This window comes from Paenibacillus glucanolyticus, from assembly GCF_037333485.1.
In the GTDB taxonomy this organism is placed as follows: domain Bacteria; phylum Bacillota; class Bacilli; order Paenibacillales; family Paenibacillaceae; genus Paenibacillus_AQ; species Paenibacillus_AQ glucanolyticus.
Map to the genome: position 1 here is coordinate 2,490,908 of NZ_CP147845.1, position 16,237 is coordinate 2,507,144.

16 protein-coding genes are annotated in these 16,237 nt (G+C 48.8%); all 16 read left to right on the forward strand.

The window, feature by feature from the left end; translation table 11 throughout:
- The first annotated feature begins 25 nt into the window (after positions 1–25).
- The 16 genes from WDY75_RS12010 (at position 26) to WDY75_RS12085 (ending at position 16,127) form a co-directional block, all read left to right on the forward strand.
- Positions 26–1,138, forward strand: a complete 1,113-nt coding sequence (locus WDY75_RS12010; RefSeq protein WP_063480010.1) for a glycoside hydrolase family 105 protein — start codon at positions 26–28, stop codon at positions 1,136–1,138.
- Positions 1,139–1,318: 180 nt separating this feature from the next.
- Complete coding sequence (gene sleB / locus WDY75_RS12015; protein WP_006211264.1) at positions 1,319–2,134, forward strand: spore cortex-lytic enzyme; 816 nt, start codon at positions 1,319–1,321, stop codon at positions 2,132–2,134.
- Positions 2,135–2,259: 125 nt separating this feature from the next.
- Complete coding sequence (yfmF, locus tag WDY75_RS12020; protein ID WP_006211263.1) at positions 2,260–3,540, forward strand: EF-P 5-aminopentanol modification-associated protein YfmF; 1,281 nt, start codon at positions 2,260–2,262, stop codon at positions 3,538–3,540.
- Positions 3,541–3,543: 3 nt separating this feature from the next.
- Positions 3,544–4,824, forward strand: a complete 1,281-nt coding sequence (gene yfmH, locus WDY75_RS12025) for an EF-P 5-aminopentanol modification-associated protein YfmH (RefSeq protein ID WP_006211262.1) — start codon at positions 3,544–3,546, stop codon at positions 4,822–4,824.
- On the forward strand, positions 4,824–5,594 hold the full coding sequence (gene ymfI, locus WDY75_RS12030) for an elongation factor P 5-aminopentanone reductase (RefSeq protein ID WP_036642113.1): 771 nt from the start codon (positions 4,824–4,826) through the stop codon (positions 5,592–5,594). The genes yfmH and ymfI overlap by 1 nt, the downstream gene beginning before the upstream one ends.
- 107 nt (positions 5,595–5,701) lie before the next feature.
- Positions 5,702–5,956, forward strand: a complete 255-nt coding sequence (locus tag WDY75_RS12035; RefSeq protein ID WP_006211260.1) for a DUF3243 domain-containing protein — start codon at positions 5,702–5,704, stop codon at positions 5,954–5,956.
- Between the two features lie 204 nt (positions 5,957–6,160).
- Positions 6,161–6,928: a DUF3388 domain-containing protein gene (locus tag WDY75_RS12040; RefSeq protein ID WP_006211259.1), complete on the forward strand. Its 768-nt coding sequence runs from the start codon at positions 6,161–6,163 to the stop codon at positions 6,926–6,928.
- Positions 6,929–6,969: 41 nt separating this feature from the next.
- A complete protein-coding gene (locus WDY75_RS12045) occupies positions 6,970–7,929 on the forward strand; it encodes a helix-turn-helix domain-containing protein (RefSeq protein WP_338842145.1) in 960 nt (319 codons plus the stop codon).
- A 77-nt stretch (positions 7,930–8,006) separates the two neighbouring features.
- On the forward strand, positions 8,007–8,180 hold the full coding sequence (locus WDY75_RS12050) for a DUF4175 domain-containing protein (protein ID WP_138917807.1): 174 nt from the start codon (positions 8,007–8,009) through the stop codon (positions 8,178–8,180).
- A gap of 151 nt (positions 8,181–8,331) precedes the next feature.
- Entirely contained in the window at positions 8,332–8,823 is a 492-nt protein-coding gene (locus WDY75_RS12055; RefSeq protein WP_006211256.1) for a YajQ family cyclic di-GMP-binding protein, read from the forward strand.
- A 268-nt stretch (positions 8,824–9,091) separates the two neighbouring features.
- Positions 9,092–9,679, forward strand: coding sequence for a CDP-diacylglycerol--glycerol-3-phosphate 3-phosphatidyltransferase (gene pgsA, locus WDY75_RS12060; protein ID WP_006211255.1), 588 nt, complete (start codon positions 9,092–9,094; stop codon positions 9,677–9,679).
- A gap of 114 nt (positions 9,680–9,793) precedes the next feature.
- Positions 9,794–11,056, forward strand: coding sequence for a competence/damage-inducible protein A (locus WDY75_RS12065; protein WP_063480008.1), 1,263 nt, complete (start codon positions 9,794–9,796; stop codon positions 11,054–11,056).
- 291 nt (positions 11,057–11,347) lie between these two features.
- A complete protein-coding gene (recA, locus tag WDY75_RS12070) occupies positions 11,348–12,409 on the forward strand; it encodes a recombinase RecA (protein WP_006211253.1) in 1,062 nt (353 codons plus the stop codon).
- A gap of 140 nt (positions 12,410–12,549) precedes the next feature.
- Entirely contained in the window at positions 12,550–13,248 is a 699-nt protein-coding gene (locus WDY75_RS12075) for a regulatory protein RecX (RefSeq protein WP_063480007.1), read from the forward strand.
- A gap of 402 nt (positions 13,249–13,650) precedes the next feature.
- Complete coding sequence (rny, locus tag WDY75_RS12080; protein WP_036642458.1) at positions 13,651–15,192, forward strand: ribonuclease Y; 1,542 nt, start codon at positions 13,651–13,653, stop codon at positions 15,190–15,192.
- Positions 15,193–15,323: 131 nt separating this feature from the next.
- On the forward strand, positions 15,324–16,127 hold the full coding sequence (locus tag WDY75_RS12085) for a TIGR00282 family metallophosphoesterase (RefSeq protein ID WP_063480006.1): 804 nt from the start codon (positions 15,324–15,326) through the stop codon (positions 16,125–16,127).
- Positions 16,128–16,237 lie beyond the last annotated feature (110 nt).

The following is a 16,237-nucleotide window of genomic DNA, read 5'->3' on the forward strand; positions in this document are numbered from 1 at the left end:
TATAGCAAAAAAAGGAGGAGCACGTATGTCAAATCCCGTACAGCATAAGGCTCAGTCCAGCTTGTCTCCGCTGGAACTCGGCATCAGGGCTTGCCAATCCATCATGGAAACGTATTCGCCGGAGATGCTTCCGCCTGCAGGGCGGTGGCATTATCATCAAGGTGTGTTTCTGGTTGGAATGTCGCAATTATGGAAGCTTAGCCGCGAGCAGAAGTATCTGAAATATATCAAAGGATATGTGGATCATCTGGTTGATGCGAGCGGCAATCTGCTGCTGGAGCGGGGGGAGCTCGATTCCGTTCAAGCGGGATTGCTTCTGATGGAGCTTGACTCGGTATTCCCAGAGACTCGCTATAGGGCAGCAGCCGATAAGCTGCTGCGTCTGCTGTCTACACTGAATCGGACCACGGAGGGCGGATATTGGCATAAGGATCGTTATGCCTATCAGATGTGGTTGGACGGGTTGTATATGGGCGGGGTATTCACCATGAAATACGCGGAGCAGTATAAAGTGCCGCCATTATTTGACGATGTGCTGTTTCAGGAGCGGTTGATGCGTTCCCATACAAAGGATGAGACAACGGGATTATACTATCATGCTTGGGATGAGAGCCGAACGATGCCATGGGCAGATCCGGTTAGCGGACAGTCACCGGAAATTTGGGGACGCGCTCTGGGATGGTATGCGCTATCCCTTGTGGAGTTCCTCGATTTATTGCCTGAGGACCACTCAGGGCGTGAGGACCTGGCACCAGTACTTCGCGATTTGTGTGCAGCGCTTGTGCGCTATCAGGATCCGGTAACGGGATTATGGCATCAAGTGCTGGATAAAGGGAATGAGCCGGATAATTGGCTGGAAACTTCCTGCTCCAGTTTGTTCATTTATACATTAGCCAAGGGAGTACGTCTCGGTTATCTCGACCCCTCCATGCTGTCGCATGCACGCCAAGGTTATAACGGCCTCGTTCATTCCGTATATTACAATGAGCTGGGGCATCTGGTTATGCCCAGGATCTGCATAGGCACCGGGGTTGGAGATTACCGGCATTATGTGGAGAGGCAGCAATGCGAGAATGATCTTCACGGCGTGGGTGCGCTTGTCATGGCGTGTGTAGAACTTAGCAGAAGCCAGGGGTAGTTATCGCTGAATCATATTCTAGCGCCAAGAGCCGTTCCGACTTAGGAATGGCTCTATTTGTGTTGAAATGAGACGCTGCCTTCGGTTGGCATTGGGGAATAGGTGCATAGGAAACTGGCAGGCTTGTCATAATAACGTTAGCGAGGCTTGTTAAACCACAAGAGAAAGGTAGAGCACAGCATGAAAAACTCAAGAATCTGGATTCTGATAAGCATTGCGATTCTGTTATCTGCGGCAGTCTTCGCACAGGGAAGGCTAAAAGCTGATGACAACACGAATCTTCAGGAAGCTTTACCAACCTTCAGTCAGCAGACCATTAAATTCGGCTCGACTGGCGAAGATGTGTATGAGCTGCAAGGGCGTCTTAAGTACCTGGGCTTTTATCACGGGAAGATTGACAGTGTATTTGGTTCCAAGACTCAAGGGGCCGTCAAATGGTTCCAATCGGAGTTCGGTATGAAGGTGGATGGCGTTGTCGGTCCGAAGGTCAAGCTTAAACTGTACAATGCAACCAAGGATTTCCGTCCAACCGCTCCCAAGCTTCACGAAGGCGGAGCAGCTGCTGGTGCAGGCGGCAACGGTGGTTCAGCGAACAACGGGGGCACCAATAACAACCTAGCCTCTTCGAATACAATGGGGCTTTCCGAGAATGATTTGAGAATTATGGCGAATGCCGTATATGGCGAAGCTCGCGGAGAGCCGTTTGAAGGTCAGGTTGCGGTAGCGGCTGTCATTATCAACCGGGTGAAATCGCCAAGTTTTCCAAACTCCCCTCATGGGGTTATATTTGAACCGAGAGCATTTACCGCGGTGGCTGACGGTCAAATATGGCTTGAGCCGAACGAGCAAGCTCGGAAAGCTGTAGAGCAGGCACTGAACGGCTGGGATCCGACAGGGGGCTGTCTCTACTACTTCAACCCGAAAACAGCTACCTCGGAATGGATCTGGACGCGTCCTCAAGTCAAAACCATTGGCCAGCATATCTTCTGTATGTAAGCCGTTAATTAGAGCAACCGGGGCCTGTCTTCGGTTGCTTCTTCACTTTGCGATGGGTTAGAATGAAAGTTAATTATGAAGTAAATTATGGCAACGACAATCCATGATGTAAGGGGATATGGACCTTGACGAAAACGGAATTTGAACACGGAACAGCCGGAGGGATACGGATTCACGTTCTCCCGACGAACCGATTCAAGACATTTGCGATATCGCTTTACGCCGGAAGTCCGTTAGCAGAAGATACGGTGACATCCACGGCGCTCACTCCTTTTGTACTGCGAAGAGGAACGGTTTCCTACCCGGAAACAAGGGCTTTCCGCGAGCAGCTGGAGCAGCTGTACGGCGCCGGATTTGGTTTTGATGTATATAAGCGGGGCGATTATCAAATCGTGCACTTCCGTATGGATACGATTAATGATTCTTTTGTAAAAAGTCCCGAGAGTCTGCTGCGCTCCTCATTTGCCTTCCTGGGAGAAGCCTTTACCGAGCCCGTGCTGGAGAACGGCGTATTTCGCAAATCCTATGTACAAACCGAGCGTGACACGGTTCGCAAAAAGCTGGAATCTATCGTTAATGATAAAATTCGTTATGCTGCGGAGCGCTGTATTGAGGTGATGTGCAAGAATGAGCCGTATCGGCTGCATCCGCTGGGCGAACGGAAGGATCTGGACGGAATAACCCCGGAAGGACTGTATGAGTCCTATCAGAATTGGCTCAATGAATCCGTTCTGGATCTGTATGTGGTCGGAGATACGAGTCTTGATGAGGTCAAAAAGCTCGTAGAAGAGCATTTTAAACTCAACCGCACGGGAAGCAAGGACTATGTTCCTTCTTCCACGCGGACCGCCGCGAGCGGGACGCAGACGGTTGTAGAGAAGCTTGAGATAAATCAGGGCAAACTCAATATGGGGCTTAGAAGCACCATTACTTACGGAGATGACGAGTACGCAGCCGCGCTGTTGTATAACGGAATCTTGGGCGGATACCCGCATTCGAAGCTGTTTGTCAACGTGAGGGAGAAGGAGAGCCTGGCCTATTATGCCTCTTCCCGCTATGACGGTCATAAAGGGATTGCTACCATTCAGTCCGGGATCGAGGTTCAGAATTTCGAGAAGGCTGTAGAGATTATTCGCCAGCAGCTCGATGACATGGCCAAGGGTGCCATCACCGATATCGAGATGTCGCAGACCAAGGCGATGATTCGGAATGTCATTAAAGAAATGCAGGATTCGGCCTTTGAGATGATCGCCTATGATTTCAACCGCACGCTGTCGGGCCGTGAACGTACGCCGGATGAGCTGCTGAATCAGGTGGAGGGCATTTCAGTGGAAGATGTGAAGCAGGCAGCTTCGGCATTTTCCCTGGATACGATCTATTTCCTGAAAGGCCAAAAGGAGGAGTAGCCGGTGGAGAGCATTCATTATGACAACCTGCAGGAGACGCTGTATTACGAAGTGATGGATAATGGTCTGCATGTGTATGTGCTGCCTAAACCCGGCTTTCAGAAGACTTATGCGACTTTTGCAACCAAATACGGTTCTGTGGATAACCATTTCAAGGTCGAAGGCGAGTCTGAGACGCAGGTGCCGGACGGCATAGCGCATTTCCTTGAGCACAAAATGTTCGAGGAGCCGGAGGGTGATATTTTTGCCAAGTTTGCGTCCAACGGAGCTTCCGCGAACGCTTTCACAAGTTTTGACCAGACGGTATATCTCTTCTCTGCAACGGAGAACATCCATGAAAATTTGGAGACCTTGATCGATTTCGTTCAGAATCCTTATTTTACGGATCAGAACGTGGAGAAGGAAAAAGGCATCATCGGGCAGGAAATCAACATGTACCAGGACAATCCCGATTGGCGTGTGTATTTCGGCTTAATTGAAGCGATGTACAAGGTGCATCCGGTGCACATTGATATCGCCGGTACGGTGGAATCCATCGGAACGATTACGAAGGAAGACCTGTATACGTGCTACAATGCTTTCTATCACCCGAGCAACATGCTGTTGTTTGTGGTTGGGGGCGTGGATCCTGAGGAAACGATGAACCTTGTCCGATCGAATCAGGCGGGAAAATCGTATGACAAGCAAGGCTCCATTGAGCGTATTTTTGATCCGGAGCCGCAGGGTGTCGAAGAGAAGCGCAGAGAGAGCCGCCTGGCTGTATCACTGCCGAAATGCCTGTTTGGCTTTAAGGAGAAGCAGGTCGGATTACCAGCTGAAGAGCAGCTGCACCGCGATTTGACCACGAAGCTGATGATGGATCTCTTGTTTGGCTCCAGCACCGAGTTGTATCAGAAGCTGTATGATGAGGATTTGATTTCGGACAGTTTTGGCCATGAATACAACAGTGCGCCGCAATATGCATTCTCTGCAGTTGGCGGTGATACCAAGGATCCGGATCAGCTGCTCGCGCGCATTCGCACAGAGGTGGATAAACTGAAAGCAAGCGGATTCCAGAAATCGGATTTTGAACGGGCCCGCAAAAAGAAAATGGGCGGTTATTTACGGATGCTCAATTCTCCGGAGAACATCGCCCATGAATTTACACGCTATCAGTTCCGTGGAGCGGATCTCTTCAAGGTTCTGCCGGTTTATGAGTCCATTACGGTAGACGATGTTAACCGTCGGCTGCAAGAGCATGTCGACTGGGATCAACTGGCTGTATCCATTGTCGTGAGTCCGTAATGAAGCAAGACATGGGAAGAGAATTGAAGCCGATCGGGGAAATGACGGTACTGATTACGGGGGCGAGCAGAGGCATTGGGGCAGCCGTTGCGGAGCGCTTTGCCTCGGTTCGCATGAACGTGGTTATTCACTACATGAATTCGCATGAGGCGGCGAATGAAGTGGCCCGCCGCTGTATGTCTTACGGAGCGAAGGTGTTGACCGTATCGGCCGATCTTCGGGACAAAGAGCAAATACTCCGGATGAAGGAGAAACTTCAGAGTCATAACATGGAGCCGGATATCCTGGTCAATAATGCTGGTGTATCCCATTACGGGCTGCTGTCTGACGCCACGGAAGAACAGTGGGACACCTTGATGTCGATTAACCTGAGGGGGATGTTTCTGTGCTCTCAGGCGTTCATGGGACGCATGATTTCCCAGCGGTTCGGCAGGATCATTAATGTATCCTCGATCTGGGGGCTGTCGGGTGCATCTTGCGAGGTGTTGTATTCCACAAGCAAAGGCGGCGTAAATGCCTTCACGAAGGCGCTGGCGAAGGAGCTTGCTCCTTCCGGCGTTACGGTGAATGCCGTTGCGCCCGGTGCGGTGGATACATCGATGCTGGGACATCTGGATTCGGATGAAATCCGCATGCTGGAAGAGGAGATTCCAATCGGCAGGCTGGCACAGCCTGATGAGATTTCCTCGTTGGTATATTTTTTGGCGCTGCCTGAGTCGGGATACATCACCGGCCAAGTGATCAGTCCGAACGGCGGCTGGGTGACTTGATATTCGTTCGTGGTGCAATTCACCACTCATAAGGTTCTGGTTACGGGGACATATTACTATTGTTACTTTAAATCTGATTGCCACCATGCAAAAGGAGGATTTAATTCATGTCATCCGTAATCAAAAACTTTGATTCCTGGAAGAAATTTCTGGGAGAGCGCGTCGTTCAAGCCGAAAAAGCAGGTATGAGCGAAGACACGATTTCTCAGCTGGCTTTTGAGATCGGCGACTTCCTGGATGAGAAGGTAGACCCGCAAAACTCATCCAACCGGGCACTGAAAGAATTGTGGGACGTAGGTAACGAGGAAGAACGCCACGTTATCGCCCGTCTGATGGTGAGATTGGCCAAGAACAACGCATAACCCACATCCAAAAAGCCCCCCGATAACGGGGGCTTTTTGTCAAGAAAAAAGAATGTGATTTTCATGTTACCGTTAATACTTGCCTTTCATTTTTATTTTATATATCATTAACGTGATCCATTTTTAATTTGACCTGTTTTTGCGTGCATTTTTAGCTGGAATTTGTCGAATATTGATGGAAAAGAAGTGCAAAGAGGTGTCTTTGTGGAATCGAATCAATGGTACATGGAATACAAGATACATAAGAACCGGCCAGGTTTGCTCGGTGATATTGCATCTGTGCTCGGTATGCTTGAAGTGAACATCCTGACAATTAACGGCGTCGAAGGCCAAACCCGAGGTATGCTCCTTGAGACGGATGATGAAGAGAAAATCATTCTGATGGGCAAAATGCTGAACAAGATGAAAAATATTACGGTAACAGCCTTGAGACCCCCTAAACTGGTCGATATTTTGGCTGTCCGACATGGACGATATATTGACCGGGACTCGGATGATCGTAAAACTTTCCGTTTTACACGCGATGAGCTCGGTTTACTTGTTGACTTTTTGGGTGAATTGTTCAAAAGGGAAGGAAATCAGGTCATCGGTCTTCGCGGGATGCCCCGCGTCGGCAAAACGGAGTCCATTATTGCAGGCAGTGTCTGTGCGATGAAACGCTGGACGTTTGTTTCCTCTACGCTGCTTCGGCAAACGATTCGCAGTCAGCTGTCCGAGGATGAGATGAATTCAAACAATATTTTTATCATTGACGGGATTGTCAGCACTATCCGTTCGAACGAGCGCCATTATCAGCTCTTACAGGATATTATGGGGATGGATAGCACGAAGGTGATTGAGCATCCGGACATTTTTGTTCGTGAATCCGAATATTCCTATGAGGATTTCGATATTATAATCGAATTGCGAAACAATCCGGATGAGGAAATCGTTTATGATACGTTCACGGGTTCTTATAGTGACGATTTATAATATTTTTTTGACCACGAAATTCTAAAGTAGGAGGTGATGGCATGTCCGAACTGGGACAGCAATTAAGGGAGGCGCGTCTACAAAAAGGAATGAGCCTTGATGACGTGCAGGAAATGACAAAAATACGCAAGCGATACTTGGAAGCCATCGAGGCAGGGGATTACAAAGTACTTCCCGGCAGTTTTTACGTGCGGGCATTCATCAAATCCTATGCAGAAGCGGTGGGGATTGACCCGGACGAACTGCTTGAAGGACATAAACAGGACGTTCCCAAATCAGAACCGGAAGCGACAATGGAGCCGGTTATTCAAAAGCGTGCCAGCAGACCTTCAGCCGATCGGAACATGAAATGGCTGCCGACGCTGCTGATGTGGACGTTTCCGATTCTGATCGTCGTTGTCATTTATTTGGTAGCGATCAATTCGAATGAGCCCAAAGATGAAAACCCGCCGGTAAGCAACAACGACCAATCTCAGACCGATCCAGGACAGAATTCGCAAAACCCGGATACTACGACGCCAGGTGATGGAGCACAAGGCGGAGAGAACAACCCGGGTGATACGCCTGGCGAGAGTACGGACGGTGAAGGAACGGAAACGGACGGCACTGAGGGTACGGATGGTACGGATACAGATGTACCGGGGAATACAACGCCTGGGGAAACGACGGTGACGCAGGACCGGACGGAAGGCAAGAACACCGTATTCAAAGTAACAGGTTCTGCGGTTAAGGTGGACATTACGGCCACCAGTGACGGAAAGAGCTGGGTAGAGGTATACCGCGGCAACAACGCCTCCGGCGAGAAATTGGCTTTCCAAATGCTTGAGAACGGAGCTGCGCTCAGCTTCGAACTGGACAGCCAGGGGTTGTACGTGAAATCGGGCAATTCCGCTGCAACCACCATCACGGTTGGCGGTCAGCCTGTAACGGATGGAAAAACGACTTCCCGCATCGTGCTGGAGTCCGCAGATGGTTCCGCTGACACCACAGGCGGGGAATAATTCCCTTTACTCCAGGAGATCATAACAGCATGCAGCTGCATGCTGTTATTTCACTTCCTGAAAGAGGTGAGGCCATCTTGACGGTCAACTGGATTGTATTCGGATTAGGCGTTATTGTCAGCCTCTTGGGTTACTATCTAATTCCGAGTGACTGGGGATATGGCATATTAGGCTTTGGATTGGCTCATATATTACTCGGCATCCTGAGTATGTTCCGCCGTCCGGTGCGTGATGAGCAAGCTAGCAATTGACGGAGCAGGCTTCGTTGTCACCAGATGGTTGGTGATGAACGGAGTCTTTTTCGTTCCTGTATACATAAGACATGCATTGTACATGATTAGACTTGGCTCGGAGTTTTACCTATAATAGAAGCAATATGATTGATGAAAGGAAGGATTCACCATGGCTTCAGAAAATTCATTTGATATCGTATCCAAGATGGATATGCAGGAACTTACAAACGCGGTTAATCAGACGGAGCGGGAGATTGAGAACCGGTTTGACTTCAAGGGCAGCAAGAGCAGCTTGAAGATTGACAAGGAAGCACTGGTCATTGCATCTGACGATGAGTATAAACTCAACGCAGTAATTGATATTTTGCAAACCAAGATGGTTAAACGCGGATTGTCGCTTAAAAATGTGGAGTACGGGAAGATTGAGCCGGCCTCTATGGGTACCGTTAGACAGCGCTTGACCTTGAAACAGGGAATAGATCAGGAAAACTCTAAAAAAATCAACATTTTGATCCGTGATTCCAAACTGAAAGTAAAGAGCCAGATTCAAGGGGATCAAATTCGGGTAACCGGAAAAAACAAGGACGATCTTCAGCAGATCATGCAGCTGCTTCGTAAAGCAGATCTTACGCTGGACCTCCAATTTACCAATTTTAAATAAGCGCGCGCCTATAGGGTAAAGGCTTGAATGCGAATTGAATGGCAGGTTTGTTTCTTTTGACAGGGTGTCAACTGAAATATTATACTAAAACACGATATATAAGGATTAACGTATACATAGATTACTGGGGGATGAATATGACAGACAGCGATTCACGCTTCAAACCCTTTAGGCTCTTGGGAAGAGCGACCCTGTTGAATTGCGGCAGGTTAACTGCTGCGGGGTCTGCCAAGTTAGCTAGACAACCCGTTGCAAGGGAGGTTGCCCCATGAATTTACCCAATCGTATTACGTTGGCCCGGATTTGCTTGATTCCTGTCATGATGATTTTTCTGCTGGTGGATTTTGATTTTTACCCGGCCCCCATTGTGTGGAATGATTTTGTCCTGCCATATAACCAATTGATTGCGGCACTGATCTTTATACTTGCTGCGAGCACGGATGGGATTGACGGCTATTTGGCCCGAAAAAACAATATGGTGACTAACCTGGGAAAACTTCTTGATCCGCTGGCTGACAAACTGCTGGTGGCCGCCGTACTCATATCGCTCGTAGAGATGGGAAAATGCGAATCGTGGATTGCTGTTGTCATCATCAGCAGGGAATTCGCGGTTACTGGCTTGCGGCAGATTGCGCTTCTGGAGGGTTCCGTTGTTGCAGCAGGCCAATCGGGAAAAATCAAAACGGTGATTCAGATTGTGGCAATTGTTGCGCTTCTTATCAACAATTTCCCGTTTGTGTTTATGGGGATTCCGTTTGATGTCATTGCCATCTGGGCAGCTGCGATTATTACGCTATATTCGGGAATCGAATATTTTGTCCAGAACAGGCACCTTCTCAAAGGTACCGGGGCATAATAGCAATAGGAGCAATCCTATTGCTTTTTTCTTCCGTGAGCGTAAGAACATAATGAAGTTGAATAGAATGTGCAGATACAGTAGAGACAGCAGATACAGGAGGATCGACTAATCATGAAAGCAGAAATCATTGCAGTTGGTACAGAACTTCTGCTAGGACAGATCGTCAATACCAATGCCCAGTACTTGTCCAGAGAGCTTGCTTCAATGGGAATCGATGTGTACTATCAAACGGTTGTCGGGGATAACATGGAGAGGCTCAAGGAGGCCCTCAGGCTGTCCAGCGGCAGAGCTGATATCGTGCTTCTGTCCGGCGGCCTCGGACCTACACAGGATGATCTGACGAAGGATGCCTTAGCTTCCTATATGAACCGGTCGTTGCATATTGACCGGATGGCCATGGACCGGGTCGAACGTTTCTTCCATGACCGGGGATCTGTGATGACGGAGAATAATCGGCGTCAGGCTCTGGCCATCGAGGGAGGTACACCGCTTCCTAACGAGACGGGGCTTGCCGTGGGAAATGCTATTTCTTTTGAAGGCACTCATTATATTGTTTTGCCCGGGCCGCCAAAAGAACTGATCCCGATGTTTGAGCAGGAGGCCAAGCCCTGGCTTCTTCAGCACGTCCTGACCGGCGAGCTCCCCATCTACTCGAAGATGCTCAAGTTCGCAGGCATTGGGGAATCCGCACTTGATCAGCGGCTGGAGGACCTGATAACCGCACAGACGGATCCGACCATCGCCTTGTATGCCAAGGAAGGGGAGGTTACGGTCCGGATCTCCACGAAGGCAGCGAGTGAGTCTGAGGCTATGGTCCGGCTGAATGAGCTGGAGACCAGAATTCAGGAGAGAGGTCCTGAGTTTATGTATGCCAACGAGGACGTGCCGATTGAGAAGGTCATTGTAGACCTTATGGCAGATCGAAGCTGGACGCTGAGCGCGGCCGAGAGTTGTACCGGAGGGCTCGTGGCAGAGGCGCTGACATCCATTCCCGGCAGTGCTTCGATGTTTCTGGGCGGAATCATCTGTTATACCAATCAGATCAAAGAGAAGCTTGTACATATCCCGCATGCGCTGCTTGAAGGTGATGATGCGCCGGGCGCTGTCAGTGCGGAGGTTGCCGAGGCGCTTGCGGATCATGTCCGGATGGTGACCGACAGTGATTTTGGTTTGTCGGTAACAGGTGTAGCAGGTCCAGGTTACGCCGAACGCAAGCCCGTTGGCCTTGTGTACATTGGATTGTCCGAACGGGGAAAAGAAACGGAAGTGCATGAGCTGCACCTGCAGGGCAACCGTGAGACGATCCGGCTCCGTGCAACCAAGGCGCTGCTGTATCGGCTTTGGCAGCGTCTCGTTGCCTCCAAGCAGGCCTAGCTTCCCCCTAAGCCGAAGGAAGCCGCTTTTGATAAAAAGTAAATTATTTACACCTGTCTTGGTAGCTGTTCTTGAATTGAAGAATGGTTCCGAGTATAATGTGAAGTACGGAAGAACCGTGGCATATCGAATGATATTGCTGCGGTTCTTCTTCTTTTTTACATAGGGTTCAGAGCATGGGAGGGAAGGAGCGCCGAATAAAAAAAACGAATGTATGTTCGAAAAAAAGCTTGGCAAACGTGTCAAAACAAGGTATGATATGACTATCAACAGTGAAGGGTTGTGGAACAATTGTCAGATCGTCGTGCTGCGCTGGAGATGGCGCTTCGTCAGATAGAGAAACAGTTCGGTAAAGGTTCCATCATGAAACTGGGTGAGTCCACCCATATGCAGGTAGAGATTGTGCCAAGTGGATCGTTGGCGTTGGATATAGCTTTAGGAACCGGCGGTTTGCCTAAAGGCCGGATTATTGAAGTATATGGACCGGAATCCTCCGGTAAAACAACAGTAGCCCTCCATGCTATTGCTGAAGTTCAGAAGGCTGGCGGACAAGCTGCATTTATCGATGCCGAGCATGCCTTGGATCCATCGTATGCAAGCAAACTGGGTGTTAATATTGATGAATTGCTGCTTTCCCAACCGGATACGGGTGAACAGGGGCTTGAAATTGCGGAAGCATTGGTACGCAGTGGTGCCGTAGATATTATTGTTATTGACTCGGTTGCTGCGCTTGTGCCGAAAGCTGAAATTGAAGGCGATATGGGTGATTCCCACGTGGGTCTGCAAGCTCGTCTGATGTCTCAGGCTCTTCGTAAATTGTCGGGTGCCATCAATAAGTCGAAAACGATTACCATCTTTATCAACCAGCTTCGTGAGAAGGTTGGTGTTATGTTCGGTAACCCTGAGACTACTCCGGGCGGACGTGCTCTGAAGTTCTATTCCACGGTTCGTTTGGACGTGCGCCGGATTGAGAGCATCAAGATGGGTAACGATGTGGTGGGTAACCGCACACGGATTAAGGTTGTTAAGAACAAGGTAGCGCCGCCTTTCAAACAGGCTGAGCTAGATATTATGTACGGTGAGGGCATCTCTAGAGAGGGAAGCCTGATTGATATCGGAACGGAACTGGATATCGTAGACAAGAGTGGTGCGTGGTATTCTTATTCTGGCGACCGTCTGGGTCAAGGACGTGAGAATGCGAAGCAATTCTTGAAGGAGCATCCGGAAATCGCGAGTGTAATCGAGAATAAAATCCGTGAAGCAAGCAACCTGACCACGGCTGTTCCTGAGCCTTCCGCAGAGGATAAGGAACAAGATGAAATAGAGGAGCAGGAATTGTTTAAGGTAGAGTAGTAATTACGGTTTGAGCTTTTACAGTGTTGAGGACTGTCCGGTGTTTGTAACGCCTGACGGTCTTCTTTGCATTTAACTTAATCGAGGAATCGCTCGGATATTTTTGCCAGGATATTGATGCTGAAGTGAAAGGAGCGTTTATGAAAGAAGAGAATATGGGAGTGTCTGAAGAGGAGGAAACTTCAGGTATTGGACATTTTCCCGATAATGAGGATCTGATCGTAACTTCGGTCGAGATGCTGAGAAAGCCCAAACACCGCTATCAGATCGCATTTGGGCCTTATCAGATGACCGTTCATGAGGACGTTATGCTGAAATACCGCTTGTTGAAGGGCAATGTTTTTCGCAAGGAGGAATTGCAGGAAATTATTGTTGCAGATGAACGGCAGCGCGCTTACGTAGAGGCACTGAATCATCTGTCCCGAAAACCCAGAACGGCTAAGGAAATTTCACAGCGTCTGCAGCAAAAAGGCTTTGAGCAGAATAGTGTAGAGACAACCTTGGAGCGCTTGGAGAAGGATAACCTCGTAGATGATGCGCTCTATGCCAAGATGTGGGCGGAACAGCGAATGACGAGCCATAAGAAGGGAAGATTGTGGGTTAAGCAGGAACTGAGGCAAAAGGGAATAGGCACTGAGCTTATATCAGAGGCGTTGGGCGAGATTAGCGCGGATGCGGAACTTGAGAGTGCGCTGACGGTCGGGAGGAAAAAATGGCAGCAAACCCATGGCGAGCTGCTGGATCGCAAACGTAAAACGGGCGCCTATTTAATGCGGCGAGGGTTTGGTGGAGAACAGGTACGGCAGGTACTTAAACTTCTGATTGAAGAGGATCAGTAACAAGGCGAGTGGGACGAAGAGCTGGATGACTTCGAATAAAAGGCAGCCATAATGCAGAACTTCGTAAAAGAATTTGGTTCCACTGGATGAAACTGACGTTTACCCATTGCTTTCCCTTGACAATATCTTTTTATAAATACTAAAATAAATATGAATCTTTTATCATAAATTAGAAACCTTTTTCCTTCCAAAAAAGTGACTACTTTGTGAAAGATTCTTATAACGCCAATTCATAGTGAAATGTATTCCGCTGTTCATGGTGGAATTTGCGAACGTTAATGGGACGTGCGCAGTATGGACGGCAGGTTCTGCCGGAAAATTTTATGTATGAATGAGTAAACTGACAATTGAACATTTCCCAAGGAATGCCTTGGAGGAAACAACGAGGAGGTGAAACAGATGCTGGATACATGGATCTGGATCATAATCGTTCTCGCTGTAGCCGCTATATTCTTTGGGTTCGGTTATTTTATTCGCAAATCCCTTGCAGAAGCTAAAATTTCCAGTGCCGAGCATGCCGCTTTGCAGATCGTTGAGAGTGCGAAGAAGGAAGCAGAGGCATTGAAGAAAGAAACGGTTCTTGAAGCAAAAGATGAAGTTCATAAAATCAGAGCCGAAGCTGAAAAAGACACTCGTGAGCGCCGTAATGAAATTCAACGGCAGGAACGCAGATTGTTGCAAAAGGAAGAGTCGCTGGATAAAAAAATAGAATCTTTGGAACGTAAAGAAGAACAAGTGGCGAACAAAGAGAAACGAATAGAAGAGACCCAGCAGCAAATCGACGCTATTTACAAGAAACAAACTACAGAACTGGAGCGTATCTCCAACCTTACGATGGAGGATGCCCGCAGTATCATTCTCAGCAATGTCGAGCAAGAGGTTCGTCATGAAACCGCTCAAATGATTAAAGAAATTGAGCAGCAGGCGAAAGAAGAGGCTGACAAGAAATCACGGGAGATCATCACGCTGGCTATCCAACGCTGTGCGGCTGATCATGTGGCAGAGACAACGGTTTCTGTTGTCACCTTGCCGAACGAAGAAATGAAGGGCCGGATCATCGGACGTGAAGGCCGGAATATCCGTGCGCTTGAAACCCTTACAGGGATTGACCTTATTATCGATGATACTCCGGAAGCTGTTATTCTCTCCGGGTTTGATCCGATTCGCCGTGAAATTGCCCGTACAGCTTTGGAAAAGCTCGTGGCGGACGGACGGATTCATCCGGCTCGTATCGAAGAAATGGTGGAGAAATCCCGCAAGGAAGTGGACGAACGCATTCGCGAGTATGGAGAACAAGCCACATTCGAAGTTGGCGTGCACGGTTTGCATCCAGATTTGATCAAAATTCTGGGCCGACTGAAGTTCCGTACAAGCTATGGACAAAATGTGTTGAAACATTCCATGGAAGTGGCCTACTTGACTGGCCTAATGGCCGGCGAATTGGGCGAAGACATCGTGCTTGCGAAACGGGCAGGACTGTTGCATGACATCGGTAAAGCGCTGGATCATGAAGTGGAAGGATCGCACGTTGAAATCGGCGTGGAGCTGGCGAAGAAATACAAGGAACATCCGGTGGTTATCAACAGCATTGCCTCTCACCACGGTGATTGTGAAGCAACCTCGGTTATTGCCATGCTGGTTGGCGCAGCTGACGCATTGTCCGCAGCCAGACCGGGAGCGCGCAGAGAGACACTTGAGACGTATATCCGACGCCTTGAGAAGCTCGAAGAAATTTCCGAATCCTTTGAAGGCGTTGAGAAATCGTACGCCATTCAAGCGGGACGTGAAGTTCGCGTTATGGTACAGCCTGAGAAGATCGATGATGCCGAAGCATTCCGCTTGGCACGCGACATTACCAAAACCATTGAGAATGAACTGGATTATCCAGGTCATATCAAAGTCACCGTTATCCGGGAGACCCGTGCGGTGGATTACGCAAAATAGAGTTTGGACCTTAAAAAGTGGCCGCAATTCGGCCACTTTTTATCTTTGAAGATATCAGATCGGAAAGTGGCTGATATCCATAAAACCGGGAACGCTCCTGCTGGAGCAGGACAGGCTTCCCTCGTTAAGGAGTGATTGACATCAAAGTACTATTCATCGGTGATATTGTCGGCAGTACAGGGCGCAAAGCGCTGAAAGAATCGCTGCCAGAGCTGAAGTCCAAATATAATCCTCACATCATCATTGCCAATGGCGAGAACGCGGCTTCGGGACGCGGCATTACCTCGGCCATTGCCAATGAGTTTTTCAATTGGGGCATCCATGGCATCACCTTGGGAAATCACACGTGGGATAACAAGGATATTTTTGAGTTTATCGACGATGAACCGCGTTTGATTCGCCCGGCGAATTTTCCGCCTGGAACACCTGGACGGGGATATACGGTTATTAAAGCAAACGGCAAACAATTGGCCATTGTGAACCTGCAGGGAAGAACATTCCTGCCAGCCATCGATTGTCCATTCCGTGCAGCCGATGAAATTGTAGATGAGTTGCGCCAGAAAAACAAATGCATTCTTGTGGACTTCCATGCCGAGGCGACCTCTGAGAAAATTGCCATGGGTTGGCATTTGGAAGGACGGGCTTCCATGGTGGTTGGAACGCACACGCATGTGCAAAGCAATGACGATACGATACTGCCGGGTGGAACTGCCTACATTACGGATACCGGCATGGTAGGCTCCAAGGAAGGGGTACTCGGCATGCAGCGCGATGCGGTGATGTACAAGTTCAAAACCCAGCTTCCTGCTCGTTTCCAGGTTGATGAAGGCAAGTGGCAGTTCCATGCTGTATGCGTTGATATGGATGAAGAAACAGGGAAAGCCCACAAGATACAAAAAATACGTATGTACGAAGACGAATGGCGGATGGATTAAAAATCGTAAAATTCGTTTAATTAAATTAGGTACGAATGGCAAAAAGCAGGAATTTTTTCCCCTCTCACGAATAACATCTAGTAAGCGGAAGCAAACCATCACTCAACATT